12 protein-coding genes are annotated in these 16,682 nt (G+C 57.5%); 4 read left to right on the forward strand and 8 right to left on the reverse strand.

Annotation, left to right across the window (positions count from 1 at the left end; all coding sequences use genetic code 11):
* Positions 1–78: 78 nt before the first annotated feature.
* The 4 genes from KCG39_RS21520 to pepA all read right to left on the reverse strand — a co-directional run bounded on the left by KCG39_RS21520 (position 79) and on the right by pepA (position 5,614).
* A complete protein-coding gene (locus KCG39_RS21520; RefSeq protein WP_004128281.1) occupies positions 79–582 on the reverse strand; it encodes a GNAT family N-acetyltransferase in 504 nt (167 codons plus the stop codon).
* A 123-nt stretch (positions 583–705) separates the two neighbouring features.
* The gene (locus KCG39_RS21525; protein ID WP_112166581.1) at positions 706–3,561 is read right to left on the reverse strand and encodes a valine--tRNA ligase; all 2,856 of its coding nucleotides are present in this window, start codon (positions 3,559–3,561) and stop codon (positions 706–708) included.
* Positions 3,561–4,004: a DNA polymerase III subunit chi gene (gene holC, locus KCG39_RS21530; RefSeq protein WP_004098129.1), complete on the reverse strand. Its 444-nt coding sequence runs from the start codon at positions 4,002–4,004 to the stop codon at positions 3,561–3,563. Before holC ends, KCG39_RS21525 begins: the two co-directional genes overlap by 1 nt.
* 98 nt (positions 4,005–4,102) lie before the next feature.
* Positions 4,103–5,614: a leucyl aminopeptidase gene (gene pepA, locus KCG39_RS21535; RefSeq protein WP_004128283.1), complete on the reverse strand. Its 1,512-nt coding sequence runs from the start codon at positions 5,612–5,614 to the stop codon at positions 4,103–4,105.
* A 393-nt stretch (positions 5,615–6,007) separates the two neighbouring features.
* Here pepA and lptF point away from each other — a divergent pair, with 393 nt between their 5' ends.
* Positions 6,008–7,105 (forward strand): LPS export ABC transporter permease LptF, encoded by a 1,098-nt coding sequence (lptF, locus tag KCG39_RS21540; RefSeq protein ID WP_004128284.1) that lies wholly within the window; start codon positions 6,008–6,010, stop codon positions 7,103–7,105.
* Entirely contained in the window at positions 7,105–8,187 is a 1,083-nt protein-coding gene (gene lptG, locus KCG39_RS21545) for an LPS export ABC transporter permease LptG (protein ID WP_004128285.1), read from the forward strand. The genes lptF and lptG overlap by 1 nt, the downstream gene beginning before the upstream one ends.
* A 42-nt stretch (positions 8,188–8,229) precedes the next feature.
* On the opposite strand, the gene KCG39_RS21550 is transcribed toward lptG, so the two are convergent.
* Positions 8,230–9,732, reverse strand: a complete 1,503-nt coding sequence (locus KCG39_RS21550; RefSeq protein WP_123828533.1) for a helicase HerA-like C-terminal domain-containing protein — start codon at positions 9,730–9,732, stop codon at positions 8,230–8,232.
* 86 nt (positions 9,733–9,818) lie between these two features.
* Positions 9,819–10,640, reverse strand: a complete 822-nt coding sequence (locus KCG39_RS21555; RefSeq protein ID WP_123828532.1) for a TIM barrel protein — start codon at positions 10,638–10,640, stop codon at positions 9,819–9,821.
* 361 nt (positions 10,641–11,001) lie between these two features.
* Between KCG39_RS21555 and KCG39_RS21560 the strand changes: the two genes are divergently transcribed.
* Both KCG39_RS21560 and iolB read left to right on the forward strand, forming a co-directional pair.
* Positions 11,002–12,507, forward strand: coding sequence for a CoA-acylating methylmalonate-semialdehyde dehydrogenase (locus KCG39_RS21560; RefSeq protein ID WP_142468501.1), 1,506 nt, complete (start codon positions 11,002–11,004; stop codon positions 12,505–12,507).
* Between the two features lie 18 nt (positions 12,508–12,525).
* A complete protein-coding gene (gene iolB / locus KCG39_RS21565) occupies positions 12,526–13,335 on the forward strand; it encodes a 5-deoxy-glucuronate isomerase (RefSeq protein WP_123828531.1) in 810 nt (269 codons plus the stop codon).
* A 196-nt stretch (positions 13,336–13,531) separates the two neighbouring features.
* Here iolB and KCG39_RS21570 read toward each other — a convergent pair whose 3' ends face one another.
* Positions 13,532–14,389, reverse strand: a complete 858-nt coding sequence (locus KCG39_RS21570; protein ID WP_004098142.1) for a MurR/RpiR family transcriptional regulator — start codon at positions 14,387–14,389, stop codon at positions 13,532–13,534.
* 151 nt (positions 14,390–14,540) lie between these two features.
* On the reverse strand, positions 14,541–16,454 hold the full coding sequence (locus KCG39_RS21575) for a bifunctional 5-dehydro-2-deoxygluconokinase/5-dehydro-2-deoxyphosphogluconate aldolase (protein ID WP_004128291.1): 1,914 nt from the start codon (positions 16,452–16,454) through the stop codon (positions 14,541–14,543).
* Positions 16,455–16,682 lie beyond the last annotated feature (228 nt).

Consider the following 16,682-nt stretch of genomic DNA (forward strand, 5'->3'; position numbering starts at 1 on the left):
AACGTGCGGTGAATAACGCTCTTTTTGCATGAAAACCATGCATTTTTTCGATTAATTAACGTCGTCGTTTTGCGGGCGCTACAGCACTTTCAGCATCGTGACCTCGCAGTCAACGTGGCCAGTGCAGCCCAGCGGCCCATCGATATGCTCGAAGCCGAGATGCTCATATAAACCGACCGCTTCTTTAAGGAAGGCGGTGGTTTCGAGATAGCAGCGTTTGAAACCCTGTTCACGGGCGTAATCCATGGCCATCAGCGCCAGTTTTTTCGCCAGTCCCCGACCGCGCGCGGAGGTCATAAAATACATTTTTTGTAGTTCGCAGATATCGGGCTCGCTGCAGGAGAGCGGCGCCACGCCGCCGCCGCCGACCACTTCACCATTCTGCTCAACGACCCAATAGGCGGAACCCGGTTGGCTATAAAGCTCATAGAGCTGATCCAGATTCGGATCGGCGACCGTATAGCCTTTATCGGCGGTCAGGCCATATTCGGCGGAAACCTGGCGGATAACGTTGGCTATCGCCTGATTATCATTAGCCGTGATGCGGCGCAGGGTTAGCGGTAGGGTTGCGCTCGTATTCATGTGAAGACTCGTTACAAAATGATGACGGATGATGTTGTTAATAACACTGCGGGAGGGGAGAGTGCAAGCGAGGATCTTTCACAGAAAACGCCCCTTACCCGGATGGGATAAGGGGCGAGTGAATTACAGCGCGGCGATAACCGCCTGCTGCTCAATCAGCTTCGCTTTCGCTTCCGCGTAACCTTCCAGCTTCTCACGCTCTTTGGCGATCACCGCTTCCGGCGCGCGTGCCACAAAGCCTTCGTTGGAGAGTTTGCTCTCGATGCGGCCAATCTCACCTTCGATTTTTGTCACCTCTTTCGCGAGGCGCGCCAGTTCATCTTCTTTATTGATGAGGCCGGCCATCGGGATCAGCAGCTCGGCGCCGTCGATAATTTTGGTCACGGAAACCGGACCTTTATCATCGGCGGGCAGCACGGTGATGCTTTCCAGACGAGCCAGGTTCAGCAGGAAGCTACGGTTGTCGTTCACGCGACGCATCGCGGCTTCGCTGCAACCGCGCAGCAGCAGCTCCAGCGGCTTACCTGGGGCGATGTTCATTTCCGCACGGATGTTACGCACGGCGACGATCGCCTGCTTCAGCCATTCGGTATCGGCCAGCGCCGCTTCGTCAACCTGAGACGCATCGTACTGCGGGAACGGCTGCAGCATGATGGTATCGGCAGTAATACCGCAAATCACCTTCACGCGCTGCCAGATGGTCTCGGTGATGAACGGGATAATCGGGTGCGCCAGGCGCAGCAGACCTTCCAGAACGGTCACCAGCGTGTGGCGGGTGCCGCGCAGCTCAGACTCGGAACCGCCGGTCATCACCGGCTTGGTCAGCTCCAGATACCAGTCGCAGAACTGGTTCCAGGTGAACTCATACAGAATGCCCGCGGCGATATCGAAGCGGAAGCCGTCCAGCGCCTCGCGGTAGGCTTTGACGGTCTGGTTGAATTCCGCCAGGATCCAGCGGTCCGCCAGCGACAGGGTCATTTCACCGCCGTTAAAGCCGCAATCCTGATCTTCGGTGTTCATCAGCACAAAGCGGCTGGCGTTCCACAGCTTGTTGCAGAAGTTACGATAACCTTCCAGACGCTTCATATCCCAGTTGATATCGCGGCCGGTCGAGGCCAACGCCGCCAGGGTAAAGCGCAGGGCGTCGGTACCGTGCGGCTCAATGCCGTTCGGGAACTGTTTCTCGGTGCGTTTGGCGATTTTTTCCGCCAGCTGCGGCTGCATCATGTTACCGGTGCGTTTTTCCAGCAGCTCCGGCAGGGAAATGCCGTCGACCATATCCAGCGGGTCGATAACGTTGCCCTTCGATTTGGACATCTTCTGGCCTTCGTCATCGCGGATCAGGCCGGTCATATAGACGGTTTTAAACGGCACCTGCGGCTTGCCGTTTTCATCTTTGATGAAGTGCATGGTCATCATGATCATGCGCGCAATCCAGAAGAAGATGATGTCGAAGCCGGAAACCATCACGCTGGTCGGATGGAACTGGCGCAGGGCATCGGTGTTTTCCGGCCAGCCGAGGGTGGAGAAGGTCCACAGCGCGGAGGAGAACCAGGTATCGAGAACGTCTTCGTCCTGGCGCAGCGCTACGCCGGCGCCCAGGTTATTTTCCTGACGCACTTCGTCTTCGGTGCGGCCAACGTAGACGTTGCCGTCGTTGTCGTACCATGCCGGGATGCGGTGACCCCACCACAGCTGGCGGGAGATACACCAGTCCTGAATGTCGCGCATCCAGGAGAAGTACATGTTTTCGTACTGCTTCGGCACGAACTGGATGTCGCCGTTCTCAACCGCTTCAACAGCGGGTTTAGCCAGCACGTCGGCGCGGACGTACCACTGGTCGGTCAGCATCGGTTCGATCACCACGCCGCCGCGGTCGCCGTACGGAACGGTCAGGTCGTGCGGTTTAATCTCTTCCAGCAGGCCCAGCGCGTCGATAGCGGCAACTACCGCTTTACGCGCGGCAAAGCGCTCCAGCTTCTGGAACTCCGCCGGGATAGCGTTTGAGTAAACGTCAGACTCGTTGCCTTTGGTGTCATAAACTTCCGCGGTTTCGCGGATGTCGCCGTCAAAGGTCAGGATATTGATCATCGGCAGGGCATGACGCTTGCCCACTTCATAGTCGTTAAAATCGTGCGCCGGGGTGATCTTCACGCAGCCGGTGCCTTTTTCCATATCGGCGTGTTCGTCGCCTACAATCGGAATGCGGCGGTCAACCAGCGGCAGGATCACGAATTTGCCGATAAGGTCTTTATAGCGCGGATCTTCCGGGTTAACGGCCACGCCGGTATCGCCCAGCACGGTCTCCGGACGGGTGGTGGCGACGACCAGGTAATCTTTACCGTCAGCGGTTTTCGCGCCGTCGGCCAGCGGATAGCGGATATGCCACATTGAGCCTTTAGACTCGCGGTTTTCCACTTCCAGATCGGAGATGGCGGTGCGCAGTTTCGGGTCCCAGTTGACCAGGCGCTTGCCGCGGTAGATCAGATCTTCTTTGTACAGGCGGACAAAGACTTCTTTGACGGCGTTGGACAGGCCTTCGTCCATGGTGAAGCGCTCGCGCTCCCAGTCCACGGAGTTGCCCAGGCGGCGCATCTGGCGGGTAATGGTGCCGCCGGACTCCGCTTTCCACTGCCAGATTTTATCGATAAAGGCGTCGCGACCATAGTCGTGGCGGGTTTTACCTTCTTCGGCGGCAATCTTACGCTCAACCACCATCTGGGTAGCGATACCCGCGTGGTCGGTACCGGCCTGCCACAGAGTGTTTTTACCCTGCATGCGCTGGTAGCGAATCATGGTATCCATGATGGTTTGCTGGAAGGCATGACCCATATGCAAACTGCCGGTGACGTTCGGCGGCGGGATCATGATGCAGAAGGGCTCTTTGCTTTCATCGCCGTTAGGCTTGAAATAGCCCTGCTTTTCCCAGTGCTCGTAAAGCGGCTGTTCGATATCTTGGGGGTTGTATGTCTTTTCCATTATTTCCAGGTTGCCGTGTTCAGGTTGAAACCAGCCATGCGGTACGCTTTATAGCGTTCGCGCGCCAGTTGTTTCAAAGAATCTTCATAAGGGACGAAGTCTATCACTTCTGTGAAAGCGGTGGCAAAATCTGCAAAATTTAGCCGCAGGCTAATCAGAATATCCCGCGGGCTGCTGTTGCGTTTTTGCGGCCAGGCGATCTCCACCGGCGCGCCGCCGCGCGGACCTTCTCCCGCCAGATTATGCGGAACAAAACTTTCCGCTGGCCGTGCCCACAGCGCCTCGTCCAGACGAATGGCCTGTTGCTCATCTTCGCAGGCGATGAGCACTCGCTTGCCGCTGCGCCAACGTTCTGCGGCAATGTCACACACCAGTTGTTCAACGGCGCTCAGACCGTCTTGTTGCGTGTCGTTGTCCAGAAGGTAGAACGTTGCGTTTTTCATATATGGGGCTTCTTGTGATGACTTTAAATGCTTAAGCCGGGCGGACCCGGCCTACGGTGTACTGTCGTTAGTAGGCCGGGTCCACCCGGCACGTTGCATCACTCTTCGCCGGTAAACCCAGCGCGGTTGAGCAGGAACTGCGACAGCATCGCCACCGGACGACCGGTCGCGCCTTTGGCTTTACCGGAACGCCACGCGGTACCGGCGATATCCAGGTGCGCCCAGTTGTACTTACGGGTAAAGCGCGCCAGGAAGCAGCCCGCGGTAATCGCTCCGCCGGGACGGCCGCCGATGTTCGCCATATCGGCGAAGTTAGATTCCAGCTGTTCCTGGAACTCGTCGGCAAGCGGCAGACGCCATGCGCGATCGCCTGCCAGTTCGGAGGCGCCGATCAGCTCGTGGGCCAGCGGATTGTGGTTCGACATCAGGCCGGTGATGTGATGGCCCAGCGCTATCACGCAGGCGCCGGTCAGCGTCGCCACGTCGATTACCGTCTCCGGCTCGAAGCGCTCGACGTAGGTCAGCACATCGCACAGCACCAGGCGCCCTTCGGCATCGGTGTTCAGCACTTCAACCGTTTGCCCGGACATCGTGGTCAACACGTCGCCTGGGCGGTAGGCGCGACCACCCGGCATGTTTTCACATCCAGCAAGCACGCCGACAACGTTCAGTGGCAGCTGAAGTTCTGCCACCATGCGCATCACGCCGTACACTGCCGCCGCGCCGCACATATCGTATTTCATCTCGTCCATGCCTTCGGCAGGCTTGATGGAGATGCCGCCGGAGTCAAAGGTCAGGCCTTTACCGACCAGCACGATAGGACGCGCATCCTCCGCCGGGTTGCCTTTGTATTCGATAACCGACATCAGCGATTCGTTCTGCGAACCGTTGCCGACCGCCAGATAAGAGTTCATTCCCAGCTCTTTCATCTGCTGTTCGCCGATAACGCGGGTAATGACGTTCTTGCTGTAGGTATCGGCCAGCTGGCGCGCCTGAGAGGCCAGATAGGCGGCATTACAGATGTTTGGCGGCATATTGCCGAGATCTTTCGCCGCTTTGATGCCGGCAGCAATCGCCAGACCGTGCTGAATGGCGCGTTCGCCGCTGGTCAGCTCGCGACGGGTCGGGACGTTGAAAACCATTTTACGCAGCGGGCGGCGCGGCTCGCTTTTGTTGGTTTTCAACTGGTCAAAGCTGTACAGCGTTTCTTTAGCGGTCTCGACCGCCTGACGCACTTTCCAGTAGTTATTGCGGCCTTTGACGTGCAGCTCGGTCAGGAAGCAGACGGCCTCCATTGAACCGGTATCATTCAGCGTATTGATAGTTTTCTGAATGACCTGCTTGTACTGACGTTCATCCAGCTCGCGCTCTTTACCACAGCCAATAAGCAGAATGCGCTCCGACAGAATATTCGGCACATGGTGCAGCAATAAAGTCTGGCCAGGTTTGCCTTCCAGCTCGCCGCGACGCAGCAGGGCGCTGATATAACCGTCGCTAATTTTATCAAGCTGTTCGGCGATGGGGGAGAGGCGCCGTGGTTCAAAGACGCCGACCACGATACAGGCGCTCCGCTGCTTCTCCGGGCTACCGCTTTTTACACTGAACTCCATGCACTATGCTCCTGAATCTTAAAGACAACAGTGGTGGCTACAGATATACTCGTCGTCTTTCAAGTTGCAGATGCGTTGGCTGCGCCTGCTCACCCCTGTCACTTACCTGATGTAAGCTCCGGGGCTTCACAGTCTTGCCGCCTGCCTGCAACTCGAAATCCATAGAGTATAGAAATTGAAAGCTTTCGTAACTCATGTCCGCTGTTGTGGTGACTTCGTGTTAATCTTAACGTTATTACGGCCTTGGTTCGTCAGAAAAGATCCTGATACGCAGAACCAGCGAGTCATTTAATCTTAGCGATGTTTTCGACGACCAAAGAGAATAAATGACGTTTAAGCCATGAAACAAGCAATTTTCCTGCAATAAAACGGGTTTTTACGGGCGTATTTATAGTGATAATCATAAGATATCTGGTTCGTGAGACGCTGAAAAGCCAGTTGGCGATCCTATTCATCCTGCTGCTCATTTTCTTTTGTCAGAAACTGGTTAGGATCCTCGGCGCCGCTGTTGATGGCGATATCCCGACAAATCTGGTGCTCTCGCTGCTAGGGCTGGGCGTACCTGAAATGGCGCAGCTTATTCTGCCCCTGAGTTTATTCCTCGGGCTGCTGATGACGCTGGGTAAACTGTATACCGAAAGCGAAATCACGGTGATGCACGCCTGCGGCCTGAGCAAGGCCGTGCTGGTGAAAGCCGCCATGATCCTGGCGCTCTTTACGGGCATCGTCGCGGCGGTCAACGTGATGTGGGCCGGGCCCTGGTCTTCTCGTCACCAGGATGAAGTGCTGGCGGAAGCGAAAGCGAACCCCGGCATGGCGGCGCTGGCTCAGGGCCAGTTCCAGCAGGCCAGCGATGGCAGCGCGGTGCTGTTTATTGAGAACGTCAACGGCAACCGCTTCAGCGATGTTTTCCTTGCTCAGCTGCGGCCGCGAGGCAACGCACGCCCGTCGGTGGTTGTCGCGGATACCGGCGAGCTCTCGCTGCGTAAAGACGGCTCGCAGGTGGTGACCATGAATCAGGGCACCCGCTTTGAAGGCACCGCGATGCTGCGCGACTTCCGCATTACTGACTTCAAAAACTATCAGGCGATAGTCGGCCATCAGGCGGTGGCATCCGATCCGAACGATACCGAGCAGATGGATATGCGTACCCTGTGGCGTACCGATACCGATCGCGCCCGGGCGGAGCTGCACTGGCGCTTCACGCTGGTCGCGACGGTATTCATCATGGCGCTGATGGTGGTGCCGCTTAGCGTGGTAAACCCGCGCCAGGGCCGCGTGCTGTCGATGCTGCCGGCGATGCTGCTCTATCTGGTGTTCTTCCTGCTGCAAACGTCGATTAAATCGAGCGGCGGTAAAGGCAAAATGGATCCGATGATCTGGATGTGGGCGGTAAACCTGCTCTATTTCGCGTTGGCCGTGCTGTTGAACCTGTGGGATACGGTGCCGATGCGCCGCTTCCGTGCCCGTTTTAACAAAGGAGCGGCGTGATGCAGGCGTTTGGGGTACTTGACCGTTATATCGGTAAGACGATTTTCAATACCATCATGATGACCCTGTTCATGCTGGTTTCCCTCTCGGGCATTATCAAGTTTGTCGACCAGCTGAAAAAGGCCGGGCAGGGCAACTATGATGCGCTGGGAGCAGGAATCTACACGATTCTCAGCGTGCCGAAAGATATCCAAATCTTCTTCCCGATGGCGGCGCTGCTCGGCGCGCTGCTGGGGCTGGGGATGCTGGCGCAGCGCAGCGAACTGGTGGTGATGCAGGCTTCCGGCTTTACCCGTCTGCAGGTGGCGCTGTCGGTGATGAAAACCGCGATTCCGCTGGTGCTGCTGACCATGGCGATGGGCGAGTGGGTTGCCCCGCAGGGCGAGCAGATGGCGCGTAACTATCGTGCTCAGCAGATGTACGGCGGATCGCTGCTTTCAACGCAGCAGGGGCTGTGGGCGAAAGACGGCCATAACTTTGTGTATATCGAGCGGGTAAAAGGCAGCGATGAGCTGGGCGGAGTGAGCATCTACGCCTTTAACGACCAGCGCCGCCTGCAGTCCGTTCGCTATGCCGCTTCGGCAAAGTTTGACACCGAGAATAAGCTCTGGCGGCTGTCGCAGGTGGATGAATCCAACCTGACTGACCCGAAACAGGTCACCGGAACGCAGACGGTCAGCGGGACCTGGAAGACCAACCTGACGCCGGACAAGCTCGGCGTGGTGGCGCTGGACCCCGACGCGCTGTCTATCAGCGGCCTGCACAACTATGTTACCTATCTGAAGTCCAGCGGTCAGGATCCGGGCCGCTATCAGCTCAATATGTGGAGCAAAATCTTCCAGCCGCTGTCGGTGGCGGTGATGATGCTGATGGCGCTGTCGTTTATCTTTGGCCCGCTACGTAGCGTGCCGATGGGCGTCAGAGTGGTGACCGGGATCAGCTTCGGCTTCATCTTCTACGTGCTGGACCAGATTTTCGGCCCGCTCACCCTGGTGTACGGCATCCCGCCGATTATCGGCGCGCTGTTGCCGAGCGCCAGCTTCTTCTTGCTGAGCCTCTGGCTGATGATGCGTAAATCCTGACGTCACGCGCCCCCTTCCTGAATTCAGAAAGGGGGCGTTTTTTTAGCGTTTCCGCCCGCCAAGCAAGCTTCCCAGCATTCCCCTGACTATCTGATTGGTGACCTGACGCACCGCGCTCCTGGCTGCCGTTTGTACGATACCGTCGCGTTTGCCGCCGCGCGGACCGGTGGTGCCGAACAGAATGTCTTTTAATCCGCCCAGCAGGCCGTCGTCATCGCCGTTTTGCTGGCCTTTTGCGGGCGGTGACTGCTGCTGCTCCGTTGTGCTCTGAACGCCCTGTTGCAGCATTTCAAAGGCCGATTCACGGTCGATCTCTTCTTCATATTTTCCGTACAGCGGCGAGTGGTTAAGTAGCCCGTTGCGTTCGTCATCGGTGACCGGCCCCATACGCGAGCAGGGGGCGATAACCATCGCGCGTTCCACTATCGAAGGGCTGCCTTTCTCATCAAGAAAGGAGATCAGCGCTTCGCCGGTGCCCAGCTCCTGAATCGCCTGTTCGGTACTGAACGCCGGATTCGCGCGCATGGTCTGCGCGGCAGTTTTTACCGCTTTTTGGTCTTTCGGCGTGAAGGCGCGCAGGGCGTGCTGCACGCGATTACCCAGTTGGCCGAGAACCGCATCGGGAATGTCCGACGGGTTTTGTGAAACAAAATAGACCCCGACGGCTTTAGAACGAATCAGACGAATGACCTGCTCGATTTTATCCAGCAGCACCTGCGGCGCATCGTTAAACAGCAGATGCGCTTCATCAAAGAAAAAGACCAGCTTTGGCTTCTCCAGGTCGCCGGCTTCCGGCAGCCGTTCGTAAAGCTCGGAGAGCATCCATAGCAGGCTGGCGGCGTACAGCTTCGGCATCTGGTAGAGCTTCTCGGCGCTCAGGATATTAATCACCCCTTTACCCTCAGCGTCGACGCGCATCCAGTCCTGAATATCGAGCATAGGTTCGCCAAAAAAGTGCTCCGCGCCCTGCTGCTCAAGGGTGAGTAACCCGCGCTGAATCGCCCCTACGGAGGCGCTGCTGATATTGCCGTACTGGTTCTGAAACGCTTTGGCGTTGTCGCCAATGTATTGGGTAATGGCGCGCAGGTCTTTAAAGTCGAGCAGCAGCAGCCCGCGATCGTCGGCGATACGGAAAATGATATTCAGCACCCCTGACTGAACCTCATTGAGGTTGAGCAGGCGAGCCAGCAGCAGGGGCCCGAGATCGGAAACCGTGGCGCGCACCGGGTGGCCTTTTTCGCCGAAAATATCCCATAGCACCACCGGATTGGCGTGCGGCTGCCAATCCGTTGCGCCAATTTTCTCCAGCCGCGCCTGCAGCTTTTCCGAACTTTGGCCCGACTCGGCGATACCGGTGAGGTCGCCTTTCACATCGGCCATAAATACCGGAACGCCGATCTCCGAGAACGACTCCGCCAGCTTTTGCAGGGTGACGGTTTTACCGGTCCCCGTGGCGCCGGTAATTAAGCCGTGGCGGTTGGCCATAGCGGGCAGTAAATGCAGCTGTTTATCCAGCGTGCGGGCAATTAGCAGAGGTGCGCTCATGATCGATTTCTCCATTTATCCTGCTGCGAGTATAGGCAACTTGATGACAAAAGCAGGGAAATCACGTGCGCCTTCGCTTATTCGCTTCAGGCGCAGTGGCGCTGAATTAACGCGATGCTCTGCTCAATTTCGCGGCGGATATCGTCTTCGCTCCAGTTTGCCAGCTCCGGCGCGAAGGGCTCGAACGCATACACGCCCTGATAGCCGCGCGCCTCCAGGTTTTTGGCCTGCTCGCAGCTGTGCAGCTGGTCTTTTGCGCTCAGCATGATGCGCTCATTGTCGGTAAGGGCTTCGCGTGGGCGGGTATCCTCTACGCCGGAAAGATGGACCAGACCGATTTCGCCGATATCCACCTGGTTAAACTCCTGCTCCGCCTGCGGATAAAGATGATGATGGAAGGTATCGATCAGCAGCTTAAACGGCACCCGCGCGTCGTGGATCAGCGTTTGCGCCTGCGCCGAGGAGCGCAGCGAGCTCTGCGGGAAACCGAGCGGTTCCACCAGTCCCTGAATGCCGTAGAAGGCGAATAACGGCGCCAGGTCACGCAGGGCGTTAAGGGTTTCGCTCGCCGGAACCTCGGTACCATCGTTCAGCGGGCACAGCACCAGCGATTTGGCGCCAACGGCTTTGGCTTCTTTTAACAATGACTCCGTCAGGCTACGAACCTCTGCGGTGCGGCAGTTGAAAGGGTAGACCGCGTTGATCGTGAGGATCTCAATATGGTAGCGGTCAGCCAGCTCGCGAACCTGCTGGTGGCTCAGGTCGTCGGTTACTTTTCCGCTGGGGAGGTCGTTACGTAGCTCGACTTTGTTCAGCCCGAGGCTGTTCACCAGCCGGAAAAAGGCCTCAATGCTGAATGACGGGGCGATCTTGCGGTTGATGCAGAAACGTTGCGATGCAATAGCCATTTTGACTCTCCAGAAACGTAGGGATCGAATTCGTTCGAATGCCTCATAGTCAAAACATTTATTCCAAAATTAGCAATGTATGAAATGGCGATTTTTTGAGCCGACTCGCAAAATATTTTTCTGTTGTGCTTTCATTGCTGCCGGTTCCAGAAGGCGCTACGTCTAATCTCTTTTTGTCGGGCTTTAGCGCGCAAGGCGGCGTTTCCTTACAATAAATTGCGACCATCGTCACCAAAATTGAATTTCATTAGCTATCAATATTGAAATATTAATTTCATTTTACTACGGTTATAGCACAGCAGATCCAGCAATGGGCCGTACTGCGTTGGCCCCCGATACCCCATACAGATGAGGCGAGAGCATGACTATCACAGGAAACTTTATTGGCGGGAAAACCGTTACCAGCGGCAGCAACAACACAATGCCGGTATTCGACCCCGCGACGGGCAAAGTGGTCCGCGAAGTCACGTTATCGACCGCGCAGGAAGTCTCTGACGCCATTCAGGTGGCGCGTGATGCTTTTGAGAGCTGGTCGCGCACCACGCCGCTGCGCCGCGCGCGCGTGATGTTCAATTTTAAAATGTTACTGGAACAGCACGCTGAAGAGCTGGCGGGGATTATCGTCAGCGAGCACGGTAAAGTGTTTTCCGACGCGATGGGTGAGCTGACGCGCGGCATGGAAGTCGTCGAGTTTGCCTGCGGCATTCCGCATCTGATCAAAGGGGAGTTCTCATCGGATGTCGGTACCGGCGTTGACAGCTATTCTCTGATGCAGCCGCTGGGCGTGGTGGCGGGCATTACACCGTTCAACTTCCCGGCGATGGTACCGATGTGGATGTTCCCGCTAGCGCTGGCCTGCGGCAACAGCTTTGTCCTGAAGCCACCAGCGCTGGCGCCGACCGCCGCGGTGCGTCTGGCGGAATTGCTGAAAGAAGCGGGGCTGCCGGATGGCGTCTTTAACGTGGTGCACTGCAGCAATGAAGACGCTGAGCAGCTCTACCGGGACCCGCGTATCGCGGCGGTAAGCTTTGTGGGTTCGTCCGGCGTGGCGGAGCATATTTATAAAACCGCCAGCGCTTATGGCAAGCGAGTACAGGCGTTTGGCGCGGCGAAAAACCACGCGATTGTGATGCCGGATGCCGATCTGGATGCCACCGTGAACGCCATTATGGGCGGCGCGTTCGGCTCGGCGGGCGAGCGCTGCATGGCGCTGCCGGTAGTGGTCGCCGTCGGCGATGAAACGGCGGATAAACTGATTGCGCGCCTGAAGCCACTGGTGGAATCCCTGAAGGTTGGGCCGGGCTGTATGCGCGGAAAAGAAGAGAACGAAATGGGGCCGGTCGTTTCCGATACCCATCAGAAAAAAGTGCTGGGATATATTGATAAAGGGATCTGCGAGGGGGCGACGCTGGTGGTTGACGGCCGTAAGCCGCAGGTTCCCGGGTTTGAAGAGGGGTACTACGTCGGCGGAACGCTGTTCGACAACGTTACGCCGGAGATGACTATCTGGCGCGAAGAGATTTTTGGCCCGGTGCTGGGTATTGTCCGCGTGGCGGATTACCACAGCGCGCTGGAGCTGGTGAACAGCCATGAGTTCGGCAACGGTAGCGCCGTCTTTACCAGCAACGGCCACACCGCGCGTGAATTTGTACATGATGTCCAGGCCGGAATGGTTGGGGTCAACGTACCGGTACCCGTTCCCATGGCCTTCCATAGCTTTGGCGGCTGGAAACGCTCCGTATTCGGCGCCCTGAACGTGCATGGCCCGGATGGTGTGCGCTTCTATACGCGTATGAAAACCGCCACCGTCCGCTGGCCGCAGGGTCAGCAAACCGTATCTGAATTCAGTATGCCGACGTTAGGCTAATCGGCGAAGGAGAGCGCCATGTCTTTACTGGCTAAAGCAAAAAAAGAAGGGCAGATTCAGCACATCACCCCGCAGAGCGCGGGGTGGAAGTACATTGGTTTTGACGTCTGGATGTTAAAGAAAGGGCAAACCGTCACCCTGGAAAGCGGCGATCGCGAACTGTGCCTGGTGCTGGTCGCCGGGCTGGCTTCGGTAAAAACCACTCGGGCGGATTTCCCCAACCTTGGCCAGCGTATGTCGCCATTTGAGCGTACGCCGCCCTGGTCAGTCTACGTGCCGCCGCAGGATAAAGTCGAAGTGACGGCGGATTCAGACCTCGAGCTGGCCATATGCAGCGCGCCGGGTAAAGGAACCTTCCCTGCACGGGTCATCTCCCCGCAGGACGTTGGCGTAGAGCATCGCGGTAAGGGGCGCAACCAGCGCCTGGTGCACAATATTCTTCCGGACAACGTGCAGGCGGACTGCCTGCTGGTGGTGGAGGTTTACACCGAGGAAGGGGCGACCAGCTCATGGCCGTCGCATAAGCACGATACGGCGCTGCCGGGCCAGGAAACCCAGCTGGAAGAGACCTACTATCACCGTTTCGATCCGCCGCAGGGTTTTGCCTTCCAGCGCGTCTACACCGATGACCGCAGCCTCGATGCCTGCATGGCTCCCTACAACCACGATGTGGTCATGGTGCCGCGCGGCTACCATCCGGTGGCGGCGATTGCCGGATATGATAGTTACTATCTGAACGTGATGGCCGGCCCGGATCGCAAATGGATGTTTACCTGGGAAGAGGATCACGCGTGGATCAATAGCCCTGATTATCCTCGCCACGATTAACGTCGGTTGAGGATAAAAAGGCCGGTTAGCGTTGCTAGCCGGCCTTTTTGATCCTGTAACCCGAATAAGATCGTCGTCGCAATCCTGCCACATCCCCGGCTCGCGCTGCGCTTAGCCGGGCTACGGGTTTACCGTCGTCTGCGGACTAGTAGACCGGATAAGACGTTTACGTCGCCATCCGGGAGGCATGAAAAATTTAAGCCAGCTGCTTCGTCTCTGCATCCTTGCTGCTGTTCAGCGCCAGCGAGACCGCCAGAGTCTGGGCCAGGCACAGCGAGGCCACCTGTGAACGGAAACCATCAACCTGCGCCTCGCGCACCACGAAGCAGACGTCGCTGAAGGCCGCGAGCGGGCTGACCTGGCTGTCGGTAATCGCTATCTGCCGTGCTTTACGCTGCGCGCCGAGCTCCACCAGTTCAACCACTTCCCGCGCATACGGAGAGAAGCTCACCGCCACCACGACATCTTTCGGCCCGACCAGGCTGAGCTGCTCGGTAAACATGCCGCCCAGACCGTCAATCAGGAACGCTTTACGGTCCAGATGGCGCAGGGCGTAGGTCAGATAGGAGGCGACGCTAAAGGAGCGGCGCAGGCCGATAACGTAGATATTCTCCGCTTCCGCCAGCAGCGCGACCGCGCGCTGCAGATCGTCGCCAGAGGTCTGCATCGCCAGCTGCTGCAGCGCCTGGGTATTGACCATGGTGAACATATTCAGGATTTCGGTCGGCGTTTCCGGCGGGGTTGCGTCATCCGTGGTGGTCTGGCGGAACAGACGCGCGCGCTCGGTATAGTTAGCCGTCTCTTCCATCAGGTGCTGCTTGAACATCTGCTTCATTTCGTTGAAGCCGCTAAAACCAAAGGCGTTAGCGAAGCGGATCAGCGTGGAAGGGGGGACGTCAGCTTGTTGCGCGATAGAGGCCACGGTGTCGAAAGCCACGCTATTGCTGTTATCGAGAATATAGCGGGCTACCTGTTTCAGGCGTTTGCTTAACGTGTCGTAGCGACGCCTGATTTCATCCTGCAAGATGGTAAGTTGGGTCGGATTATTGGCCATAGATTGCGCTCTGAGAAAATGAAAGGAATATAATTTCCAGTGTATCAAATGAAGCGAATTTTTCATTTACTACGATGAAATACGCGATTCATTTCACGAAGATCCAGAAAAAAGCCCGCATCTTCTGAAGAGGATGCGGGCCTGGGCTGAATCAGCCGCGGGCTTCTCGCCAGTAGCCGATGAGCGTGAGGTAGTTGCGTTTCACTTCGTTAATCAGCGCCTCGTCGCTGAGCTCTCCCTGCATCCAGCGCCGTGAAGGTTGGCCAAAAATGGTGCGCCCGACGGCAAAACCTTTGATCATCGGATGCTTCGCCGCTTCAGCAAAACCGGCGCGCAGTCGGTCCGAAGGAGCGTCGAGGCCGAGGATTAAGATCCCGCGGCACCAGCTATCTTCGCGCGCGATCAGTTTGCCGATCCTTTCCCATTCCGCGCTCGACAGCGGCGGCAGCTTCCACCAGTCCGGCTGGATGCCCAGCTGATAGAAATGCTCCAGCATGTCGTGGTAGTGGCGTTCATCTTTATCCGGGCCGTTTTCCGGCAGGATGATTTCCAGCAGCAGTTCATGCCCGGACTTGTTGCACGCCTGCCAGACCTCTAGCAGCAGCGCATCCTGTTCGGCGCGCAGCTCGGCGGGATCGGCCGGATGATAGAAGACCAGGCATTTCACCACGTGTTCCAGCGGCCAGTCGATCAGCTGGGAACCGATGTTGCCATGTTCCAGGCGCAGCGGGCGTGAGCTCGGCATTTCAATCGGCCGACCAATCCACCAACCCTTGCCGGTGATGGCATTGAGCGAACGCTGGCCGTAGGTGCCATCGGCGAGGATGCCGCTGCGACCGTCAAGACCGGCTTCATCTGCAGCGGCTTCCGCGGCAGCCAGCAGCAGCAGCTTCAGCTGCGGAATACAGGATTCATCACGCCCGGTTTCCAGCGCCAGGTCTGCCAGCTGCTTACGGTGGTCAAAGGCGAAAATGCACAGCTCCGGCCACGCCTGGCGGCGGCTGGTGACGCGATGGAGATGGTTGAGGCGAGCGTCGATATCCGGACGCGGCACCGATTCTGCCCGCGACAGATAGTCGTCAAGCTCGGCTTTGGTCGGCATCGCGGGCGCGCAGCCGTGGCGTGAAACCACCAGCGCGCCGCAGGCGTTAGCGTAGCGACAGGCCTGCTCCCAGCCTTCATCGTTAAGCCAGCCGCGCAACAGGCCGGACATAAAGGCATCGCCCGCGCCCAGGACGTTAAGCACGTCTACACGTACGCCCTGCTGCAGCGGCACGCTATCCCAGCTGTCGGGAATGGCGCCTTCCAGCACCACGCAGCCCATCGGACCGCGCTTGCAAACCAGCGTCGCTTTTGTGGCGTTACGCACGTTTTTCAGCGCGGTCAGGGTATCGGTGCTGCCGCCGGCAATATGAAACTCCTCTTCAGTCCCCACCACCAAATCGAACAGATGCAGGACCTCCTGCAGCTGGCTGGTTACCTGGCCGGATTCAATGAAACGCGTTTCACCGTCGCCTAAAGACGTTAACCCCCAAAGCACCGGACGATAGTCGATATCCAGCGCGGTACGCAGGCCGTGGCGGCGGGCGTACTCCAGCGCCTTCAGCACCGCTTCGCGCGTGTTGGCGTGCGAAAGGTGGGTGCCGGTTACCGCCAGTGCCCGGGAAGAGGCGATGTACTCTTCCTTAATATCTTCTGGCGAAAGGGCCATATCGGCGCAGTTATCGCGGTAAAAAATCAGCGGAAACGTCTCCTGATCTTTAATCCCCAGCATCACTAACGCTGTCAGGCGCTGCTTATCGGTGATCAGATATTCGGTATCGACGCCGGCGCGGCTCAGAGTTTCGCGTAGAAAACGGCCATTATGCTCATCGCCCACGCGAGCGAGCATTGCCGATTTTAATCCCTGAATGGCGGTGCCGAAGGCGACGTTGCCGGAAGATCCACCCAGGTATTTAGAAAAACTGGCGACATCTTCCAGCCTCGCGCCAATCTGCTGGGCATAGAGATCGACTGCCACCCGGCCAATACAGATGACGTCGAGTCGCTTTACTGCTGCATTCATAGCTAGGGTTTCCTTTTGCATTTCTGCTGTACGGAAGAGTCGGAATGCCGACAGCGTCTCCGAAAACAGCCTGAGGGTTATTGGTTACCCTTAGTTTGAGAAATAAATATTTCATTTGCAAACTAGATCGAAATTAAAAAACCAAAAATGTGAGGGATATACCACTATGCCGCGCTGAGCCTCATTCTGCCTCGGATCCTGGGCTGCGGCTGAAAGTTGAACTGGAGC

Origin of the sequence: Klebsiella pasteurii, assembly GCF_018139045.1 — a bacterium.
Taxonomy (GTDB): domain Bacteria; phylum Pseudomonadota; class Gammaproteobacteria; order Enterobacterales; family Enterobacteriaceae; genus Klebsiella; species Klebsiella grimontii.

Bases quoted from the DNA above. Each gene is read 5' to 3' on its own strand.
- holC (WP_004098129.1), bottom strand. From the start codon at position 4,004: ATGAAAAACGCAACGTTCTACCTTCTGGACAACGACACGCAACAAGAC.
- lptG (WP_004128285.1), top strand. From the start codon at position 7,105: ATGCAGGCGTTTGGGGTACTTGACCGTTATATCGGTAAGACGATTTTC.
- iolB (WP_123828531.1), top strand. From the start codon at position 12,526: ATGTCTTTACTGGCTAAAGCAAAAAAAGAAGGGCAGATTCAGCACATC.
- KCG39_RS21570 (WP_004098142.1), bottom strand. From the start codon at position 14,389: ATGGCCAATAATCCGACCCAACTTACCATCTTGCAGGATGAAATCAGG.
- KCG39_RS21550 (WP_123828533.1), bottom strand. From the start codon at position 9,732: ATGAGCGCACCTCTGCTAATTGCCCGCACGCTGGATAAACAGCTGCAT.
- KCG39_RS21560 (WP_142468501.1), top strand. From the start codon at position 11,002: ATGACTATCACAGGAAACTTTATTGGCGGGAAAACCGTTACCAGCGGC.
- KCG39_RS21555 (WP_123828532.1), bottom strand. From the start codon at position 10,640: ATGGCTATTGCATCGCAACGTTTCTGCATCAACCGCAAGATCGCCCCG.
- KCG39_RS21520 (WP_004128281.1), bottom strand. From the start codon at position 582: ATGAATACGAGCGCAACCCTACCGCTAACCCTGCGCCGCATCACGGCT.
- KCG39_RS21575 (WP_004128291.1), bottom strand. From the start codon at position 16,454: ATGAATGCAGCAGTAAAGCGACTCGACGTCATCTGTATTGGCCGGGTG.
- KCG39_RS21525 (WP_112166581.1), bottom strand. From the start codon at position 3,561: ATGGAAAAGACATACAACCCCCAAGATATCGAACAGCCGCTTTACGAG.
- pepA (WP_004128283.1), bottom strand. From the start codon at position 5,614: ATGGAGTTCAGTGTAAAAAGCGGTAGCCCGGAGAAGCAGCGGAGCGCC.